Annotated in this window: 17 protein-coding genes and 1 pseudogene; 6 read left to right on the top strand and 12 right to left on the bottom strand. The window is 69.4% G+C overall.

What is annotated here, in order from left to right:
• Positions 1-29 precede the first annotated feature (29 nt).
• Positions 30-989: a DUF6282 family protein gene (locus Q0C38_RS02670; protein ID WP_291295508.1), complete on the top strand. Its 960-nt coding sequence runs from the start codon at positions 30-32 to the stop codon at positions 987-989.
• A gap of 35 nt (positions 990-1,024) precedes the next feature.
• Positions 1,025-2,029, top strand: coding sequence for a phosphotriesterase (locus Q0C38_RS02665; protein WP_291295507.1), 1,005 nt, complete (start codon positions 1,025-1,027; stop codon positions 2,027-2,029).
• A 35-nt stretch (positions 2,030-2,064) separates the two neighbouring features.
• Here Q0C38_RS02665 and Q0C38_RS23305 read toward each other — a convergent pair.
• From Q0C38_RS23305 to Q0C38_RS02630, 8 genes and pseudogenes are all read right to left on the bottom strand, one after another.
• A pseudogene (locus Q0C38_RS23305) lies at positions 2,065-2,305 on the bottom strand (hypothetical protein).
• Complete coding sequence (locus tag Q0C38_RS23300) at positions 2,280-2,585, bottom strand: hypothetical protein (RefSeq protein ID WP_408870001.1); 306 nt, start codon at positions 2,583-2,585, stop codon at positions 2,280-2,282. The pseudogene Q0C38_RS23305 and the gene Q0C38_RS23300 overlap by 26 nt, the downstream one beginning before the upstream one ends.
• A gap of 144 nt (positions 2,586-2,729) precedes the next feature.
• Positions 2,730-2,855 carry a hypothetical protein gene (locus tag Q0C38_RS02655; protein ID WP_291295506.1) on the bottom strand — a complete coding sequence of 42 codons (126 nt, stop codon included), beginning with the start codon at positions 2,853-2,855 and terminating at the stop codon, positions 2,730-2,732.
• 164 nt (positions 2,856-3,019) lie between these two features.
• The gene (locus Q0C38_RS02650) at positions 3,020-4,780 is read right to left on the bottom strand and encodes a SulP family inorganic anion transporter (RefSeq protein ID WP_291295505.1); all 1,761 of its coding nucleotides are present in this window, start codon (positions 4,778-4,780) and stop codon (positions 3,020-3,022) included.
• Positions 4,781-4,800: 20 nt separating this feature from the next.
• A complete protein-coding gene (locus Q0C38_RS02645; protein ID WP_291295504.1) occupies positions 4,801-5,694 on the bottom strand; it encodes an MBL fold metallo-hydrolase in 894 nt (297 codons plus the stop codon).
• A gap of 29 nt (positions 5,695-5,723) precedes the next feature.
• The gene (locus Q0C38_RS02640; protein ID WP_291295503.1) at positions 5,724-6,179 is read right to left on the bottom strand and encodes a DUF6691 family protein; all 456 of its coding nucleotides are present in this window, start codon (positions 6,177-6,179) and stop codon (positions 5,724-5,726) included.
• A gap of 7 nt (positions 6,180-6,186) precedes the next feature.
• Positions 6,187-6,615 (bottom strand): YeeE/YedE family protein, encoded by a 429-nt coding sequence (locus tag Q0C38_RS02635; protein ID WP_291295502.1) that lies wholly within the window; start codon positions 6,613-6,615, stop codon positions 6,187-6,189.
• Positions 6,616-6,646: 31 nt separating this feature from the next.
• On the bottom strand, positions 6,647-6,865 hold the full coding sequence (locus Q0C38_RS02630) for a DUF2892 domain-containing protein (RefSeq protein ID WP_291295501.1): 219 nt from the start codon (positions 6,863-6,865) through the stop codon (positions 6,647-6,649).
• A 75-nt stretch (positions 6,866-6,940) separates the two neighbouring features.
• On the opposite strand from Q0C38_RS02630, the gene Q0C38_RS02625 reads away from it, so the two are divergent.
• Positions 6,941-7,360, top strand: a complete 420-nt coding sequence (locus tag Q0C38_RS02625; protein WP_291295500.1) for a metalloregulator ArsR/SmtB family transcription factor — start codon at positions 6,941-6,943, stop codon at positions 7,358-7,360.
• Complete coding sequence (locus Q0C38_RS02620; RefSeq protein ID WP_291295499.1) at positions 7,327-7,773, top strand: DsrE family protein; 447 nt, start codon at positions 7,327-7,329, stop codon at positions 7,771-7,773. Before Q0C38_RS02625 ends, Q0C38_RS02620 begins: the two co-directional genes overlap by 34 nt.
• 37 nt (positions 7,774-7,810) lie before the next feature.
• Here the strand turns inward: Q0C38_RS02620 and Q0C38_RS02615 are convergent, their stop codons facing one another.
• The 4 genes from Q0C38_RS02615 to modA are packed head-to-tail and all read right to left on the bottom strand — an operon-like array spanning position 7,811 to position 10,779.
• Entirely contained in the window at positions 7,811-8,179 is a 369-nt protein-coding gene (locus tag Q0C38_RS02615) for a winged helix-turn-helix domain-containing protein (RefSeq protein ID WP_291295498.1), read from the bottom strand.
• On the bottom strand, positions 8,176-9,297 hold the full coding sequence (gene modC / locus Q0C38_RS02610) for a molybdenum ABC transporter ATP-binding protein (RefSeq protein WP_291295497.1): 1,122 nt from the start codon (positions 9,295-9,297) through the stop codon (positions 8,176-8,178). The genes Q0C38_RS02615 and modC overlap by 4 nt, the downstream gene beginning before the upstream one ends.
• Complete coding sequence (gene modB, locus Q0C38_RS02605; RefSeq protein ID WP_291295496.1) at positions 9,297-9,986, bottom strand: molybdate ABC transporter permease subunit; 690 nt, start codon at positions 9,984-9,986, stop codon at positions 9,297-9,299. The genes modC and modB overlap by 1 nt, the downstream gene beginning before the upstream one ends.
• Before the next feature lie 4 nt (positions 9,987-9,990).
• A complete protein-coding gene (gene modA, locus Q0C38_RS02600; RefSeq protein ID WP_291295495.1) occupies positions 9,991-10,779 on the bottom strand; it encodes a molybdate ABC transporter substrate-binding protein in 789 nt (262 codons plus the stop codon).
• A 148-nt stretch (positions 10,780-10,927) separates the two neighbouring features.
• On the opposite strand from modA, the gene Q0C38_RS02595 reads away from it, so the two are divergent.
• Positions 10,928-12,535, top strand: a complete 1,608-nt coding sequence (locus Q0C38_RS02595; RefSeq protein WP_291295494.1) for an ABC transporter substrate-binding protein — start codon at positions 10,928-10,930, stop codon at positions 12,533-12,535.
• A gap of 279 nt (positions 12,536-12,814) precedes the next feature.
• Positions 12,815-13,816 (top strand): glutaminase A, encoded by a 1,002-nt coding sequence (glsA, locus tag Q0C38_RS02590; RefSeq protein ID WP_291295493.1) that lies wholly within the window; start codon positions 12,815-12,817, stop codon positions 13,814-13,816.
• Positions 13,817-13,849: the final 33 nt, after the last annotated feature.

Below are 13,849 nucleotides of genomic sequence, written 5' to 3'. Positions count from 1 at the left end.
TTCATCACCCGAAGGGCAAGGAGGCCGAGATGCAGCCGACCATGACTGGGTTCACGCAACCGGGCGCCGCCTATCTCCGCGGCGGCGTCGACTGCCACATCCATGCCTGCCCGCACATCAACGGCCGCTCGGTTACGGTGTTCGATGCCGTGCGCCAGGCGGCGGCGGCGGGCATGGTCGGGCTCGGGCTGATGGACAATTTCGCGAACTCCTCCGGCTACGCCGCCCTTGCGATGGCAGAGCTTGGCCATCTCGGTGTCGATGTGTTCGGCGGGCTGATCATGCAGCCCATCGCCGGCGGCGTTGACGCAGAGGCTGCCCGCTCGGCGCTGCGCTACGGCTACGGCGGCGACACGGGCGCGCGGTTCGTTTCGTTACCCACGCACCATACCCGCCACGTCGCCCGCGCCGAGGGGCGCAGCCCCGCCTTCATCGAGACCTGCCTCGCCATCCCCGAGACAGGCCCGATGCCCGATCCGCTGCCCGAGATCATGGACCTCTGCGCCGAGGCGGATGCCGTGTTCGATTGCGGCCACGTGTCCGGGCCTGAGGCGGTGCGGCTTGTCGAGGCGGCACGTGCGCGCGGCCTCACCCGCGTGCGCACCCACTGCTCGCGCTATGCCCCCGAGGTCATTCGCGCCATCGTCGCTGCCGGCGGCTATGCCGAGTTCTCGTACTTCCTCGTCTCGCTCGCCGGCCAGATCGGGCTGACGCACGCCGACAAGGAGAAGCACACCGCTGGCGCGCAGAGCCTTGCGGCGATGGCCGAGGGCGTGCGCGCAGCCGGGGATCGCGCGATCCTCTCGAGCGATGCCGGCATCAGCGTTCTGCCGCTGCCGGTCGAATCGTTCCGGAGCTTCATCCTCGCGATCGAGGCCAGCGGCTTCTCCGAGGCCGAAATTGTCCGCATGGTGCGCGACAACCCGATCGCGCTGTTCCGGGTCGGCGGTGCCAAGCCCCCCGTCGCGCTGCTGAACGCCGCGCAGTGATCAGCGTCGGCGGCCTTGCCCCGCCCGGCTGGGTCATGACCGTCAGCGGTGCCGTGCCAGCGTCGGCAATCGGGCCGACGCTGATGCACGAGCACCTGCTGTGCGACATCACCCTGCCGGAGATGCGCGGCGTGCCGCACCGGCCGGTGACGCTCGAGACGCATTTCGCTGCGCTTTATCGACCGGAGCAGCATCCGGGGAACCACGTTCTCGACGATCCCGCGCTGGCCGCACGCGAACTCGCGCCGTTCCGTGCGGCTGGCGGCACGCATGTGGTCGAGCTCACGATCGACGGCATCGCGCCTGACCCTCAAGGCCTCCGCCGGATCGCCGAGGCCTCTGGCGTCGGCGTCATCGCCGGCTGCGGCACCTACATCACGCCTTATCTCAATGCGGAGACGTTGGCGTTGGACGAGGATGCGCTCGCCGCGCGCATCGAAGCGGCGGTGACGACGGGGATCGCCGGCACCGATGTTCGGGCCGGCATCATCGGCGAGATCGGCTGCTCCTGGCCGCTGCATCCCTTCGAGCGCCGCGCACTGGTCGCTGCCGCACGGGTCGCCGCGCGCACCGGCCTCGCGCTGACCGTCCATCCGGGGCGTGACGAGGCGGCGCTGCGCGAGATCGTTGACATCGCGACCGGAGAGGGGCTCGCGCCCGATCGCCTCGTCCTCGGCCATATCGACCGCACGCTGTTCTCGCTCGACGCGATGATCCGCATCGCCGCGCTCGGCGCGGTGCTGGAGTTCGACTTCTTCGGCATCGAGACGACGCGGTACTGGATTGCATCTGTCGATCTGCCGAACGATGGCGCGCGCCTGCGATACGTCCGCGGCCTGATCGATGCCGGCTTCGGCGGACGGTTGTTGATCTCGCAGGACATCTGCACCAAGGCGCGCCTGGCCGCCTTCGGCGGCCATGGCTATGCGCACATGCTCGCGAACGTGGTGCCGATGATGCAGGCGCGCGGCTTCACGGATGGTGAGATCGCCACGCTCCTGGTCGAGACGCCGCGCCGGCTGCTGGCCCGCGCAGCGTAGCGGCTCCGCCGCGCGCGGCGGCGGAGCCTGTGCGATCAGCTGAGTTCGCTACGAAGCAGTTGCGCCGCGGCGACGAGGTTCCGCATCGCGGGCTTCACCTCCGCCCAGTTGCGCGTCTTGAGCCCGCAATCGGGGTTCACCCAGAGGCGCTCGGCCGGCACGCGGCTGGTGGCGCGGCGCAGCCGCCCCGCCATCTCGGAAGGCCTGGAGCGGTTCCATGTCGCTGCGCGCCGTCTCGATCGAGATCACGTCAGCGTCGATCGCGGCGATGCTCACAATGATGTCGCTGAATTCCGAGTAGCACGTGTGGGTGGATCTGCGCCTCGTCGCGCACGCCGGATGCCGCCAGCCGGAAGCAGGCGACGGTCCTGCGCAGGTAATCGGCACGGTCGGCGTGGTGGTCCATCACCTCGTCGCGAATGGCGAGGGCGAGCTGGCGGCAGATCGTCTCGCGCGGCAGGTCGGTGCGAGGGAACGACCATTGCGGCATCGTCACGCGGACCGGCCGGTCGAGCCCTTCCTCGCGCCGGATGCGCTCGGCTGCGTCATGCGTCATCCTGTCCTCGCCCATGCGCGCAGCGGCGACGCGGAGCGCCGTGTCGCCTGGGGGCGCGCGTCATCGCGAAGCAGAGTGTGGCGAGAACCCAGGCCGTCAGCACGGCCTGGCCGAGCCGGCCGGCGACGGGGCGCGCAAACGGGCTCATCCCTTGCGGAGACGCCCCATCCCGTGGTTCATCTCGAATGGATCGATCACGAAACCGTCGATCGTGCGGGAAACGGCGATGATCTGGTCATTCCAGACGATCGGGATCACGGGTGAGTTCATGCTGCAGAGTGGCCACGATGGACCGGCGCAGCGCTGCAATCCTGTGGGTTCTCACGGGGTCGGACAAGTCACGCGGATGCCTCCACGACGGAGGTGCTGCAAAAGACATCATGGTATACCAGTGCATAGTCGAGTGAGGTGTTGCACCGTGGCCGGCGGCCAGGTCACGGGAGGGTGGCGGGAATTGTGGGCTCGGCCGTCGGCTGTTGCTCCTTCGCGCCGGTGAGCGCCGTCATCGCCGCATGCTGCGACAGGAACACCAGACCGCGGAAATGGTCGAAGAAGTCCGAACGCTTCAGCGCGTCCATCACCGGCCCCTTCACCTCAGAAAGGTGGAAGCCGACGCCGCCGGAGTGAAGCCTGTCGGCAATCGCCTCAAGGCTCTCAAGTGCGCTCGCATCGATCATGTTGACCGCCGAGCACATGAGCACGACGTGGCGAAGGCCCGGCCGTGCCGCGACCTCGGCCAGCACGCGGTCCTCGAGGAAGCGGGCGTTCGCGAAATAGAGGCTCTCGTCGATGCGGATGGACAGCAGGTCGGGCGAGGTGATCACGCTGTGCCGCTCGACATTCCGGAAATGTTCCGTACCCGGCACCTGGCCCACGATCGCGATGTGCGGCGTGCTGGTGCGCCAGAGGAAGAACAGCAGCGACAGCCCAACGCCTGCGACGATTCCGGCCTCGACGCCCACCAGCAGCACGAGCGTGATGGTCGCGGCCATCGCCGCGAAATCCGCCTTGGAGTAGGTCCAGGTGCGGCGGATCGCGGCGAGGTCGACCAGCGAAAGCACCGCGACGATGATGGTCGCTGCCAGCACTGCCTGCGGCAGGTAGCGGAACAGCGGCGTGAGGAAGAGGGTTGCTGCGAGAATGCCGATCGCGGTCAGCGCGCCGGCAAGAGGCGTTTCCGCGCCAGCATCGAAGTTCACGACCGAGCGTGCGAAGCCGCCGGTGACGGGATAGCCACCCGAGACGGCGGCGGCGATGTTCGCCACACCAAGGCCGATCAGTTCCTGGTTGGCAACGATGCGCTGCCGCCGCTTGGCCGCGAGCGTCTGCGCGACGGAGGCCGATTCGACGAAGCCGACGAGGCTGATCAGCACTGCGGCCGGCAGCAGTTCGCGCCAGAGGCTGGCGTCGAGGCTGGGCCAGGCGAAGGGCGGCAGGCCTGCCGGAATCTCGCCCACGATGCGCACGCCTGCGCTGTCGAGGCCAAGCGCAGGCACGACGAGGATCGAGACGATGATCGCCGCGAGCGGACCCGCCCTCGCGACGAGGTCAGCCACCCGTCGCCCGAGCCCAGCGCGGAGCAGCAGCGGCTTGAGCGAACGTCGTGCCCAGAACAGGAACGCGGCTGCTGCCGAACCGATCGCGAGGGTGGCGAAATTCGTTTCGGTGGCGCCTTGCGCGAGGCCGCGCATGATCTCCGGCAGTGTCTCGCCCGCGGCGGCGATGCCAAGGATGTGCTTGGTCTGCCCGGCTGCGATCAGGATGCCCGAGGCGGTGATGAAGCCTGAGATGACCGGGTGGCTCAGGAAATTCGCGAGCACGCCGAGGCGGAGCACGGCCATTGCGAGCAGCACGAGGCCCGAGAGGAAGGCAAGAGTGATCGCGGCCGTGACATGGTCAGCCATCCCCGCCGCCACGATCGGGCCCACCGCCGCAGCGGTCATGAGCGACACGACTGCGACGGGCCCGACGGCAAGCGTGCGGCTCGTGCCGAAGATCGCGTAGGCGACGAGCGGCAGGATCGACGCGTACAGCCCGACGACCGGCGGCAGGCCTGCGAGCATCGCGTAGGCGAGGCTCTGCGGCACCAGCATGATGGTGACGATCACCGCCGCGAGGAGATCGGCGACCGCCTCGGCGCGGCTGTAGCGCGGTGCCCAGTCAAGGATCGGCAGGAGCGAGGCGAGCCGGCGCATCGCTCCCCCGCGCGGCGTCGTCAAAGCGCGTTGATCGGGAGCTTCAGGAAGATGCGACCGTTTGGTTCGGCCGGCGGAAGCGCGCCCGCACGCATGTTCACCTGCAGCGATGGCAGGATCAGGCGCGGCATCGCGAGGGTTCGGTCGCGTGCCTCGCGCATCGCGACGAACGCGTCCTCGCCGATGCCGTCGCGCACATGGATGTTGTGCGCGCGCTCCTCGGCGACCGTGCTCTCCCAGGCGATCTCGCGGCCGTTCGGGCCGTAGTCGTGGCACATGAAAAGGCGCATCTCGCTCGGCAGGTCGAGGATGCGCCGCATCGAGCGGTAGAGTGTGCGTGCATCGCCACCGGGGAAGTCGGCGCGGGCAGAGCCGCCGTCGGGCATGAACAGCGTGTCGCCGACGAAGGCGGCGTCGCCGATGACATGCGTCATGCAGGCCGGCGTGTGGCCTGGCGTGTGCAGCACGACGGCCTGCATGCCGCCGATCATGTAGCTGTCGCCGTCCCTGAACAGGCGGTCGAACTGGCTGCCGTCGCGGCGGAACTCGGTGCCCTCGTTGAACACCTTGCCGAACACCTCCTGCACGACGGTGATCTGCTCGCCGATGCCGATTTTCCCACCCAGCCTGCCCTGGATGTAGGGCGCGGCAGACAGGTGGTCGGCGTGCACATGCGTCTCGATCAGCCATTCGAGCGTGAGGCCGTGCTCGCTGATGTGGGCGATGATCGCGTCAGCGCTCGCGTAGGTGATGCGGCCTGCGGCGTAGTCGATGTCCATCACCGAGTCGACCACCGCGCAGGCGTTCGAGCCAGGGTCCTTCACGACGTAGCTGATCGTGTTCGTCGGTGCGTCGAAGAAGGCCGTGACGGCGGGCTTCAGCGAGAGATCGACCGGGTGTGAGATGGCGGCCATTGGCGTCTCCTCCCTTTGTTCTGGCGGCGTCAGGCCCCGCGCGCGACAGGGGGCGGGGTTGTCTCGCGTTGCGCGAGCCACCGCGCCGCTGCCATGCCGGCGAACATGGCGGCGACGAAGAGCCACGCCCGCGCGCCGCCGGTGGCCAGCGCGGTCAGTGCCGGGCCCGGACAGAACCCGGCGAGCCCCCAGCCTATGCCGAACACCGCAGGGCCGGCCAGGATCCGCGCATCGATCCCGCGCGCCGTCGGCAGGTGGAAGCCATCCGCGAGGAGGGGGCGCTGCCTGCGCAGCACCAGTCGGAAGCCGATGAAGGCAACCCCGACCGCGCCCGCCATCACGACGGCAAGGCTGCCGTCCCACCCGCCCGTGGCGATCGCGGCCAGATCGAGGAAGTTGAGCACCTTCGCCGGATCGGCCATGCCGGAGACGATGAGGCCGAGGCCGAGCAGCAGGCCTGCGGCGAACTGGGCGAGAATGACCATCGGTGCCTCAGGGCAGGTGGCGGGTGAGGAAAACGGTGGCGATCGCCGTCGCCATGAAGACAGCGGTCGCCACGATCGAACGGACCGAGAGCCGCGCGAGGCCGCATACGCCGTGGCCCGAGGTGCAGCCATTGCCCCAGACCGCGCCGAAGCCGACCAGCAGCCCGGCGAGCACCAGGACCGGCGCGCCCGCCGCGATGTGCGGCACCGGTGCCGTGCCCGAGATGACCATCACCACAAGCGGCGCGGCGATGATGCCAAGCACGAAGGCAAGCCGGCCCGAGAGTCCGCCATCGGCATAGGGCGGCAGAAGCCGGGCCGCGAAGCCGCTGATCCCGGCGATGCGGCCGGTGGTTACGAGCAGTGCCACGGCGGCGGCACCGATCATGCCGCCCCCGATCAGTGCGGCAAGCGGCGTGAACGCTGTCGCGGTCATCTCAGCCCCCATCGCTTGCACTCCCGTCATGTCAGGCCTTGCTCACCGGGCAGGTGCGGATGCCGAAGAGCGAGTAGGCCGGGCAGAAGCGGAACACGGCGGTGCCGATCATCACCGCCCCGGCGGCGGCCACCGCGAAGCGCCAGGGACCGAGGGCGGCGAAGCTCTCGGCGAGCAGGAAGGGCGCCACGAGCAGGGCAGCACCGACGATGAGACGAAGGGTGCGATCGGTCGATCCGACATTGGTCATTGGCGTGGTCCTTTTTTCTGGTTGACGTCGCATTTGATGTTGAATTCATATCTGCGAATATACTAAGATGTCAACGTGAAAAGCAGGATCAACGACGCCGTGTTCGCCGGCATGGACGCAAAGGCCGCGGGTGCAGCGCGCCTCCTTGCGGCGCTGGCCAACCCCAAGCGCCTGCTGGCTTTCTGGCATCTGATCGAGGGCGAGAAATCGGTCGGGCAGCTCGCGGAGCTCGTCGGCTTGTTGCCGACTGCGCTGTCGCAGCACCTGGCGCGAATGCCCGGCCTCGCCCTGGTCGACACCCGGCGCGAGGGACAGACGATCTACCGCCGCATGGCGAGCGCCGAGGTACGCACCATCCTCGAGCCGCTGTACCGACGTACTGCGCGCCGCCCCCCTGCGTGGCGCAGCGCTGATCCCGCGTCCCCCCAACCATTCCGATTTCAGAACAGGAGATCGTTTCGATGGCCCGCACGCCACTCTCTCGCGCCGCCCTGACGCTGCTCGCCGGCGCCTTCATTGCCGCCGCCCTGCCGGCTTCCGCCCAGGACGCCCAGCGCGTTCTCGCCCTCGTCACCACGGCCGAGCCGCAGGTCCAGGGCATGGCCTTCGTGCTGCTGAACGCGATGCGCCAGCAGGGTGCCACGGTCGAGGTGATGCTCTGCGGCCCCGCGGCCGATCTTGCGCGGCGCGAATCGCCGGCCGCTGTGCCGCTGCGCCCGATGAACGCAACGCCTGCCGCGATGCTTGCCGGCATGGTGCGCGCCGGCGTGCGCACCGAGGTGTGCGCCCTCTATCTCCCCAACGCCGGCGTCGGGCCGGAGGCGCTGATCGAGGGTGTGCGGCCGGCCCAGCCGCCCGAGATGGCGCGGCGCATCACCGATCGGGCGACGACCGTGCTGCCATTCTGATGCAGCAACGGACTGTCCGCGCCCGCGTTCGGCCGGATCAGGTGCGCATGCGGTCCATCAGCGCCGAGAGCCGCGGCTCGGCGGCACGCTGGGCGGCGCGCTCGATGGCCCGGTAGTCGGCAACCAGGCTCCTCCCGGCATCGGTCAACGTCGCGCCGCCGCCGCGATAGCCGCCCGGGCTTGCTTCGACCGCCGGGGTGCCGATCAGCTTGTTCAGCGCGTCGACGAGGTCCCACGCCCGCTTGTAGCTCATGCCAAGCGCGCGGCCGGCAGCAGAGATCGAGCCTTCGCGATCGATCGTCTCGAGCAGGGCGATCTTGCCCGGCCCGATCCGGCCCTGCGGCAGGTCGATGCGGAGGCTGAGAACGCCCTTGCCTGGCGCTTCGGGAGTGCGATCACGGGTCATCGGCCGAGCCTAGCATCACAATCGGCAATGTGGGCGGGGACGGCGCGGTGATCGAACGTCACGGCCTTGATCAGCGCCCAGAGGGGCATGCCGGGGGTGAGGCCGAGCCGCGCCACGCTCACGCGCGTCACGCGCGCGAGGATCGTCGTCGGGCCGAGGGCGAGGCTGAGGAACACTTCGTCGGCGTCGCCCGACGGCATGATCCCGGCCAGCGTCGCGGGCAGGATATTCTGCGTCGAAAGCCCGCGCGGTTCGGCGATGGCGACCGCGATGTCGCGCGCGCGAAGCCGCAGCCGCACCCGCGTTCCCGCCGGTCCTGTGTGAAGCGTCGTCGTGAGCATGCCGCCTGGGAAGGCGAGCCGCGTGAGGCCCGCGGCTGCCTCGGCCACGGTGCAGGTGAGAAGCACGCCGGCATCGCGCCTGCCGGCAAGCGGCAGGTCGGTGCGCGCCGTTAGCGCTTCGACCGGTCCTGCGGCAACGACCCTGCCTGCATCGATCAGCACGAGCTCATCCGCAAGCGCATCCACCTCGTCGAGCGCATGCGTCACGTAGAGGATCGGCAGGCATGCGGCATCGCGCAGCCTCGCGAGGAAGGGCAGCACCTCCGCCCGCCGCGCGGCATCGAGGGCCGCGAGCGGCTCGTCCATCAGCAGCAGCCGTGGCCGTGCCAGCAGCGCGCGGCCGAGCGCGACGCGCTGTCGCTCGCCCCCCGACAGTCGGCCAGGACGGCGCGCCAGCAGATGCCCGATGCCAAGCAGCGCCACCACCTCATCGACGCCTGGCCCCTCGGCGTCGCGCGGGGCGCGGCGAAGGCCGTAGCGAAGGTTCGTTTCGACACTGAGATGGGGAAAGAGGCGCGCATCCTGGAACACGACGGCGCAGCGCCGCCGCTCGGGCGCCACGGCGATGCCGCGCGCGGTGTCCAGCAGCACGGTGCCATCGAGCGCGATGCGCCCCTCGCGCGGCCGCAGCAGGCCGGCGATGGCAGCGAGGATGGTGCTCTTGCCGCAGCCCGATGGTCCGAACAGCGCGGTCACGCCCTCGGCCGGGGCGCGGAACGCGACGTCGAGCGCGAACCCGTCGGTGCCGAAGCTGTGCCGCAGCATGACATCCGGCATCAACCGCGACCGAGCCAGAGATGCATCCGCCGTGCGATCACCTCGGCCAGCAGAAGGCCGGAGACCGCGAGCGTGAAGGAAACGAGGGCAAGCCGCGCCGCCGTCGCTTCGCCGCCTGGGGTCTGTGTCGCGCTGTAGATCGCGAGCGGCAGCGTCTGCGTCTCGCCGGGAATGTTCGAGGCGAAGGTGATGACGGCGCCGAACTCGCCGAGCCCTGCGGCGAAGGCCGTCACCGCGCCGGCGAGAATGCCCGGTGACATCAGCGGCAGCGTCACGGTCACAAAACGGTCGACCGGCCCGGCGCCGAGCGTGCGTGCCGCCGCCTCGAGCCCCTGGTCGACATTCTCGATGCCGAGCCGCACGGAACGCACGATGAGCGGGAACGACATCACCGCTGTGGCGAGCGCGGCGCCCTCGGTGGTGAAGACCAGCCGCACGCCGAACCAGTCATGCAACGGCCCGCCGATCGGCCCGCGGATGCCGAACAGCATGAGCAGCCCCCAGCCGACGACGACGGGCGGCACGACGAGCGGCAGGTGAACGAGCGCATCGACCAGCGCGCGGCCCGGAAACCGCCTCCGCGCCAGCAGCCAGGCGACGCCGATGGCGGGCAGAAGCGAAACCGCGACGGAACGCGTCGCGACCTCAAGGCTGAGGCGAACCGCCTGCCACTCCTCCGGCGCGAGCATCCGCTCAGCGTGCCAAGGTGAAGCCGAAGCGCAGCCAGGTCGCCGCTGCCTCGGGCCCGGTGAGGAAGGCCAGGTAGGCGCGCGCTTCGGCGTTGCCTTCCGCCCTGCGCGTCAGCGCGAAGGGGTAGGTGATCGCGTCATGGCTCTCTGCGGGGAAAGTGCCGACGATGCGCACGCCGGCACTTGCCGCCGCGTCGGTGGCATAGACGATGCCGAGCGGTGCCTCGCCACGCGCGACCAGCAGCAGCGCGGCGCGGACATTGTCTGCCCTCGCAAGCCGCGGCGCGATCGCCTCCCACTGTCCCATCCAGGTGAGCGCTGCCCGCGCGTAACGGCCGACCGGCACGTGCGCCGGGTCGCCCGTGGCGATGCGCCCGGCGGGGCCGAGCAGGGCGACGAGATCGGTGCCGCGCGCGAGGGTGCCGCGTGAGAGGGTAATGGTCGTCGCAGCGTCGGCAGGTGCGACGAGGACCAGCGAATTGCCGAGCAGGCTCGTCCGCGTGGCGTTCACGAGCAGGTTCCGTTCCTGGAGGTAGCTCGCCCAGGCCTCGTCGGCCGACACGAAGAGGTCGGCCGGCGCGCCCTGCTCGATCTGCCGGGCGAGCGCGGAGGAGGATGCGAAGGAGAAGCGGGGCCCCGGGTTGCCGCGCGCGGCCCAGTCCTGGCCGAGCACGCGGAGCGCGTCGCTCAGGCTCGCGGCGGCGAACACGGTCGCGCCCTGCTGCGCCCGCGGTGCGGTGGCCGGCACGACCAGCAGCGCGGTGACGACTGCAGCGAGAATACAGCGGCGCATGGTCGATCTCCCTACGCTATATTCATGCGTATATAGTCCGGGAGGCCTGCGCCGTCCATCCGCGAGCCGGATCGGTCGCGCGGGGATTGTGCATTTCGCGATCCGGGGCAATCGTGCGCACATGATTGCCCACCGAGGAGAGTGCCCCATGAAGCGACGCAGCCTGCTTGCCACGGTCCCCGCACTTTCGGCGATGAGCCTTGGCACGGGCGGCCTCGCCCGCCCCGCCGTGGCGCAAGGGACGCGCGCGACGACGTTGAAGATGATCCCGCAGGCGGATGTGTCGACGATCGATCCGCTCGCCACGACCTCCTATGCCGTGCGCAACCACGGCCACTTGGTGTGGGATACGCTCTACGGCATCGATGTCGAGGGCAGGCCGCACCCGCAGCTCGCCGCCGGCCACACGATGAGCAGCGATGGCCTGGTGTGGACGATCACGCTGCGCGACGGGCCCGTGTTCCATGATGGCGAGAAGGTCCTCGCCCGGGATGCCGTCGCCTCGATCCGCCGCTGGCTGCCGCGCGACACGCATGGCCAGACACTCGCGGCACGCCTCGACGAGATCCGCGTGCTCGATGACCGGCGCTTCGAGATCAGGTTGAAGCGCCCCTTCGGCCCGCTGATCGATGCCCTCGGCAAGTCTTCATCCTACCCGTGCTTCGTGATGCCGGAGCGCTTCGCCAACACCCCGCCGACGACGCCGATCACCGAGATCGTAGGCTCGGGTCCGTACCGGTTCGTCGCGGCCGAGCGCCGGTCTGGTGCGCTCGTCGTCTACCAGAAATTCGACCGCTACTCCCCCACGACGGGCGGACCGGTGAGCGTGACGGCAGGGCCCAAGCTCGCGCATTTCGAGCGCGTCGAGTGGCACATCATCCCCGACCCCTCCACGGCGGCCGCCGCGATCCAGGCCGGCGAGATGGATTTCTACGAGCGCGTGGCCCCTGACCTTCAGCCGCTGCTCGCCCGCCAGCGCAACGTGGTGGTCGACCGGATCGAGGACAGCGGCACGGTGGCGATGCTGCGGCCGAACCACTTGCACCCGCCCTTCGACGACCCTGCCGTGCGCCGCGCGGTGCTGCCCGCTCTCACCCAGTCCGACTTCATGCAATCGATCCTGGGTGATGACCGTGAGCGCTGGCGCGACGGCATCGGCTGCTTCCCACACGGCACACCGCTCGCCTCCGATGCCGGGCTTTCGGCCGTCACCGCGCCGCGCGACCTCGAGGCGGCACGGCGCGCGCTCGCGGCCACCGGCAAGGCGGGGGCCAAGGTCATCGTGCTGAACCCAGCCGACCAGGTGGTGAACTCCACGCTCACGCTCGTCGCGATCGACATGCTCAGGAAGGTCGGCTTCGACGCCGAGGCTGCGACGTCTGACTGGAGCTCGATGCTGCAGCGGCGCGGCAACAGGAGCGCGCCCGCCCAGGGCGGGTGGAACGCCGTCGTCGTTCTGTTCGGTGGCGACGATCTCGGCAACCCTGGTGGGCATCCTCTGCTGCGCACGAACGGGCAGAGCGCGTGGTTCGGCTGGCCCACGAGCGACCGGATCGAGGCGATGCGCGAGGCCTGGTTCGAGGCACCCGACCTTGCCGCGCGCCAGGTGATCGGCCGGCAGATCCAGTCGGCGTTCTTCGAGGACCTGCCGTACTGGCCGCTCGGGCAATACTACGTGTCCGCTGCCTATCGCCGCGGGCTGAGGGTCGAGCGTCGCGGCCTGTCGCTGCCGCTCAACATGTCGCGCGAGAGTTGACGCCGGGGATGGGAGCGGCCGGCAACGCCCGGCTGCTTCCCATCCACCTCCCGCCGTGGCCGCGGCGGCGATTGGTCGTTCCGCGCGCGTGGCTGTTCGCCTGGGTGAGCATCTGCCATCCGCCCAACAACATCCCGCAAGGAGGGGATCGCTGCACCGGCCCTGTGCGCCAATGGAAGACGGCGATGTTCACGCCAAGGAAGCTGGACATTCGTCTCGGTAAAGTGTTCCAATCAACAAAATCAGACGAATATCAAGAAATCCAGGGAGATGAATTTCGTGACCGAAACGCTCGACAGTGATGGGCAGATCGTCCCTGTCGTCTCCACAGGCGAACTTCCTCCCCCGCAACAGGTGGCCGGCTTGGTTGCCGAAGCGTACCAGCGTTATCGTACCCTCGATGACGGCGTGGTGGCCGACTACATCCCCATCCTTGGCCGCGCCAGCCGCGATCTCTTCGGCGTCTCTGCCGTCGGCATCAGCGGCGCGGTGCACGAGGCGGGAGACTGCGAGCATCCCTTCTCGATCCAGAGCATCTCGAAGCCCTTCGTCTTCGCCCTCGTCGCCCAGGTGATCGGGGCGGAGGAGGCGCGGCGCAAGGTTGGCGTCAACGCCACGGGGCTGCCGTTCAACTCGGTGATGGCGGTCGAGCTCAACCCCGACCGCACGATGAATCCGATGGTGAACGCGGGCGCGATCGCGACGACGAGCCTCTGCCCCGGCGACACGGCGGAGGCAAAGTGGCGCTTCATTCAGGAGGGGCTGTCGCGCTTCGCCGGGCGGCCGCTCGTGCTCGATGAGGAAGTGTATCAATCGGAAGCCGAGACGAACCTGCGCAATCGCGGCATCGCCAAGCTGCTCGAGGGCTATGGGCGGATGTACTTCGATGCGCTGGAAGCGACCGATGTCTACACGCGGCAATGCTCGCTCAACGTCACCGCGCACGATCTCGCGGTGATGGGGGCCACGCTCGCCGATGGCGGCGTGAACCCCGTGACGAAGGAGCGGGTGATCGATGCGCCACTGTGCCGGCACGTCCTGGCCGCGCTCGCGACCGCGGGTCTCTACGAACGATCCGGTGACTGGCTGTACGAGATCGGGCTGCCCGGCAAGAGTGGGGTCAGTGGCGGGATCGTGACGATCGCGCCGGGCAAGGGCAGCGTCGGCACCTTCTCGCCGCCGCTCGACCCGGCGGGCAACAGCGTCAGGGGGCAGCGGGCGACGCGGTTCCTGTCGGAACGGCTCGGGCTCAATCTCTTCGCGTCGAAACCATACGCATAAGCCCGCAACGTTACGCAGCACGGGAGAAACATT

Source organism: Elioraea sp. (assembly GCF_022842375.1).
In the GTDB taxonomy this organism is placed as follows: domain Bacteria; phylum Pseudomonadota; class Alphaproteobacteria; order Acetobacterales; family Acetobacteraceae; genus Elioraea_A.
This window is presented reverse-complemented; position numbering and strand designations above follow the sequence as displayed.

Excerpts from the sequence above, each read along its gene's own strand:
- Q0C38_RS02665 (WP_291295507.1), top strand. The coding sequence starts at position 1,025 with ATGACCGTCAGCGGTGCCGTGCCAGCGTCGGCAATCGGGCCGACGCTG.
- Q0C38_RS02620 (WP_291295499.1), top strand. The coding sequence starts at position 7,327 with ATGGCCCGCACGCCACTCTCTCGCGCCGCCCTGACGCTGCTCGCCGGC.
- Q0C38_RS02635 (WP_291295502.1), bottom strand. The coding sequence starts at position 6,615 with ATGACCGCGACAGCGTTCACGCCGCTTGCCGCACTGATCGGGGGCGGC.
- Q0C38_RS02670 (WP_291295508.1), top strand. The coding sequence starts at position 30 with ATGCAGCCGACCATGACTGGGTTCACGCAACCGGGCGCCGCCTATCTC.
- modB (WP_291295496.1), bottom strand. The coding sequence starts at position 9,986 with ATGCTCGCGCCGGAGGAGTGGCAGGCGGTTCGCCTCAGCCTTGAGGTC.
- Q0C38_RS02595 (WP_291295494.1), top strand. The coding sequence starts at position 10,928 with ATGAAGCGACGCAGCCTGCTTGCCACGGTCCCCGCACTTTCGGCGATG.
- Q0C38_RS23300 (WP_408870001.1), bottom strand. The coding sequence starts at position 2,585 with ATGACGCATGACGCAGCCGAGCGCATCCGGCGCGAGGAAGGGCTCGAC.
- Q0C38_RS02650 (WP_291295505.1), bottom strand. The coding sequence starts at position 4,780 with ATGCGCCGGCTCGCCTCGCTCCTGCCGATCCTTGACTGGGCACCGCGC.
- Q0C38_RS02645 (WP_291295504.1), bottom strand. The coding sequence starts at position 5,694 with ATGGCCGCCATCTCACACCCGGTCGATCTCTCGCTGAAGCCCGCCGTC.
- modA (WP_291295495.1), bottom strand. The coding sequence starts at position 10,779 with ATGCGCCGCTGTATTCTCGCTGCAGTCGTCACCGCGCTGCTGGTCGTG.
- Q0C38_RS02640 (WP_291295503.1), bottom strand. The coding sequence starts at position 6,179 with ATGGTCATTCTCGCCCAGTTCGCCGCAGGCCTGCTGCTCGGCCTCGGC.
- modC (WP_291295497.1), bottom strand. The coding sequence starts at position 9,297 with ATGCCGGATGTCATGCTGCGGCACAGCTTCGGCACCGACGGGTTCGCG.
- Q0C38_RS02655 (WP_291295506.1), bottom strand. The coding sequence starts at position 2,855 with ATGAACTCACCCGTGATCCCGATCGTCTGGAATGACCAGATCATCGCC.
- Q0C38_RS02615 (WP_291295498.1), bottom strand. The coding sequence starts at position 8,179 with ATGACCCGTGATCGCACTCCCGAAGCGCCAGGCAAGGGCGTTCTCAGC.
- Q0C38_RS02630 (WP_291295501.1), bottom strand. The coding sequence starts at position 6,865 with ATGACCAATGTCGGATCGACCGATCGCACCCTTCGTCTCATCGTCGGT.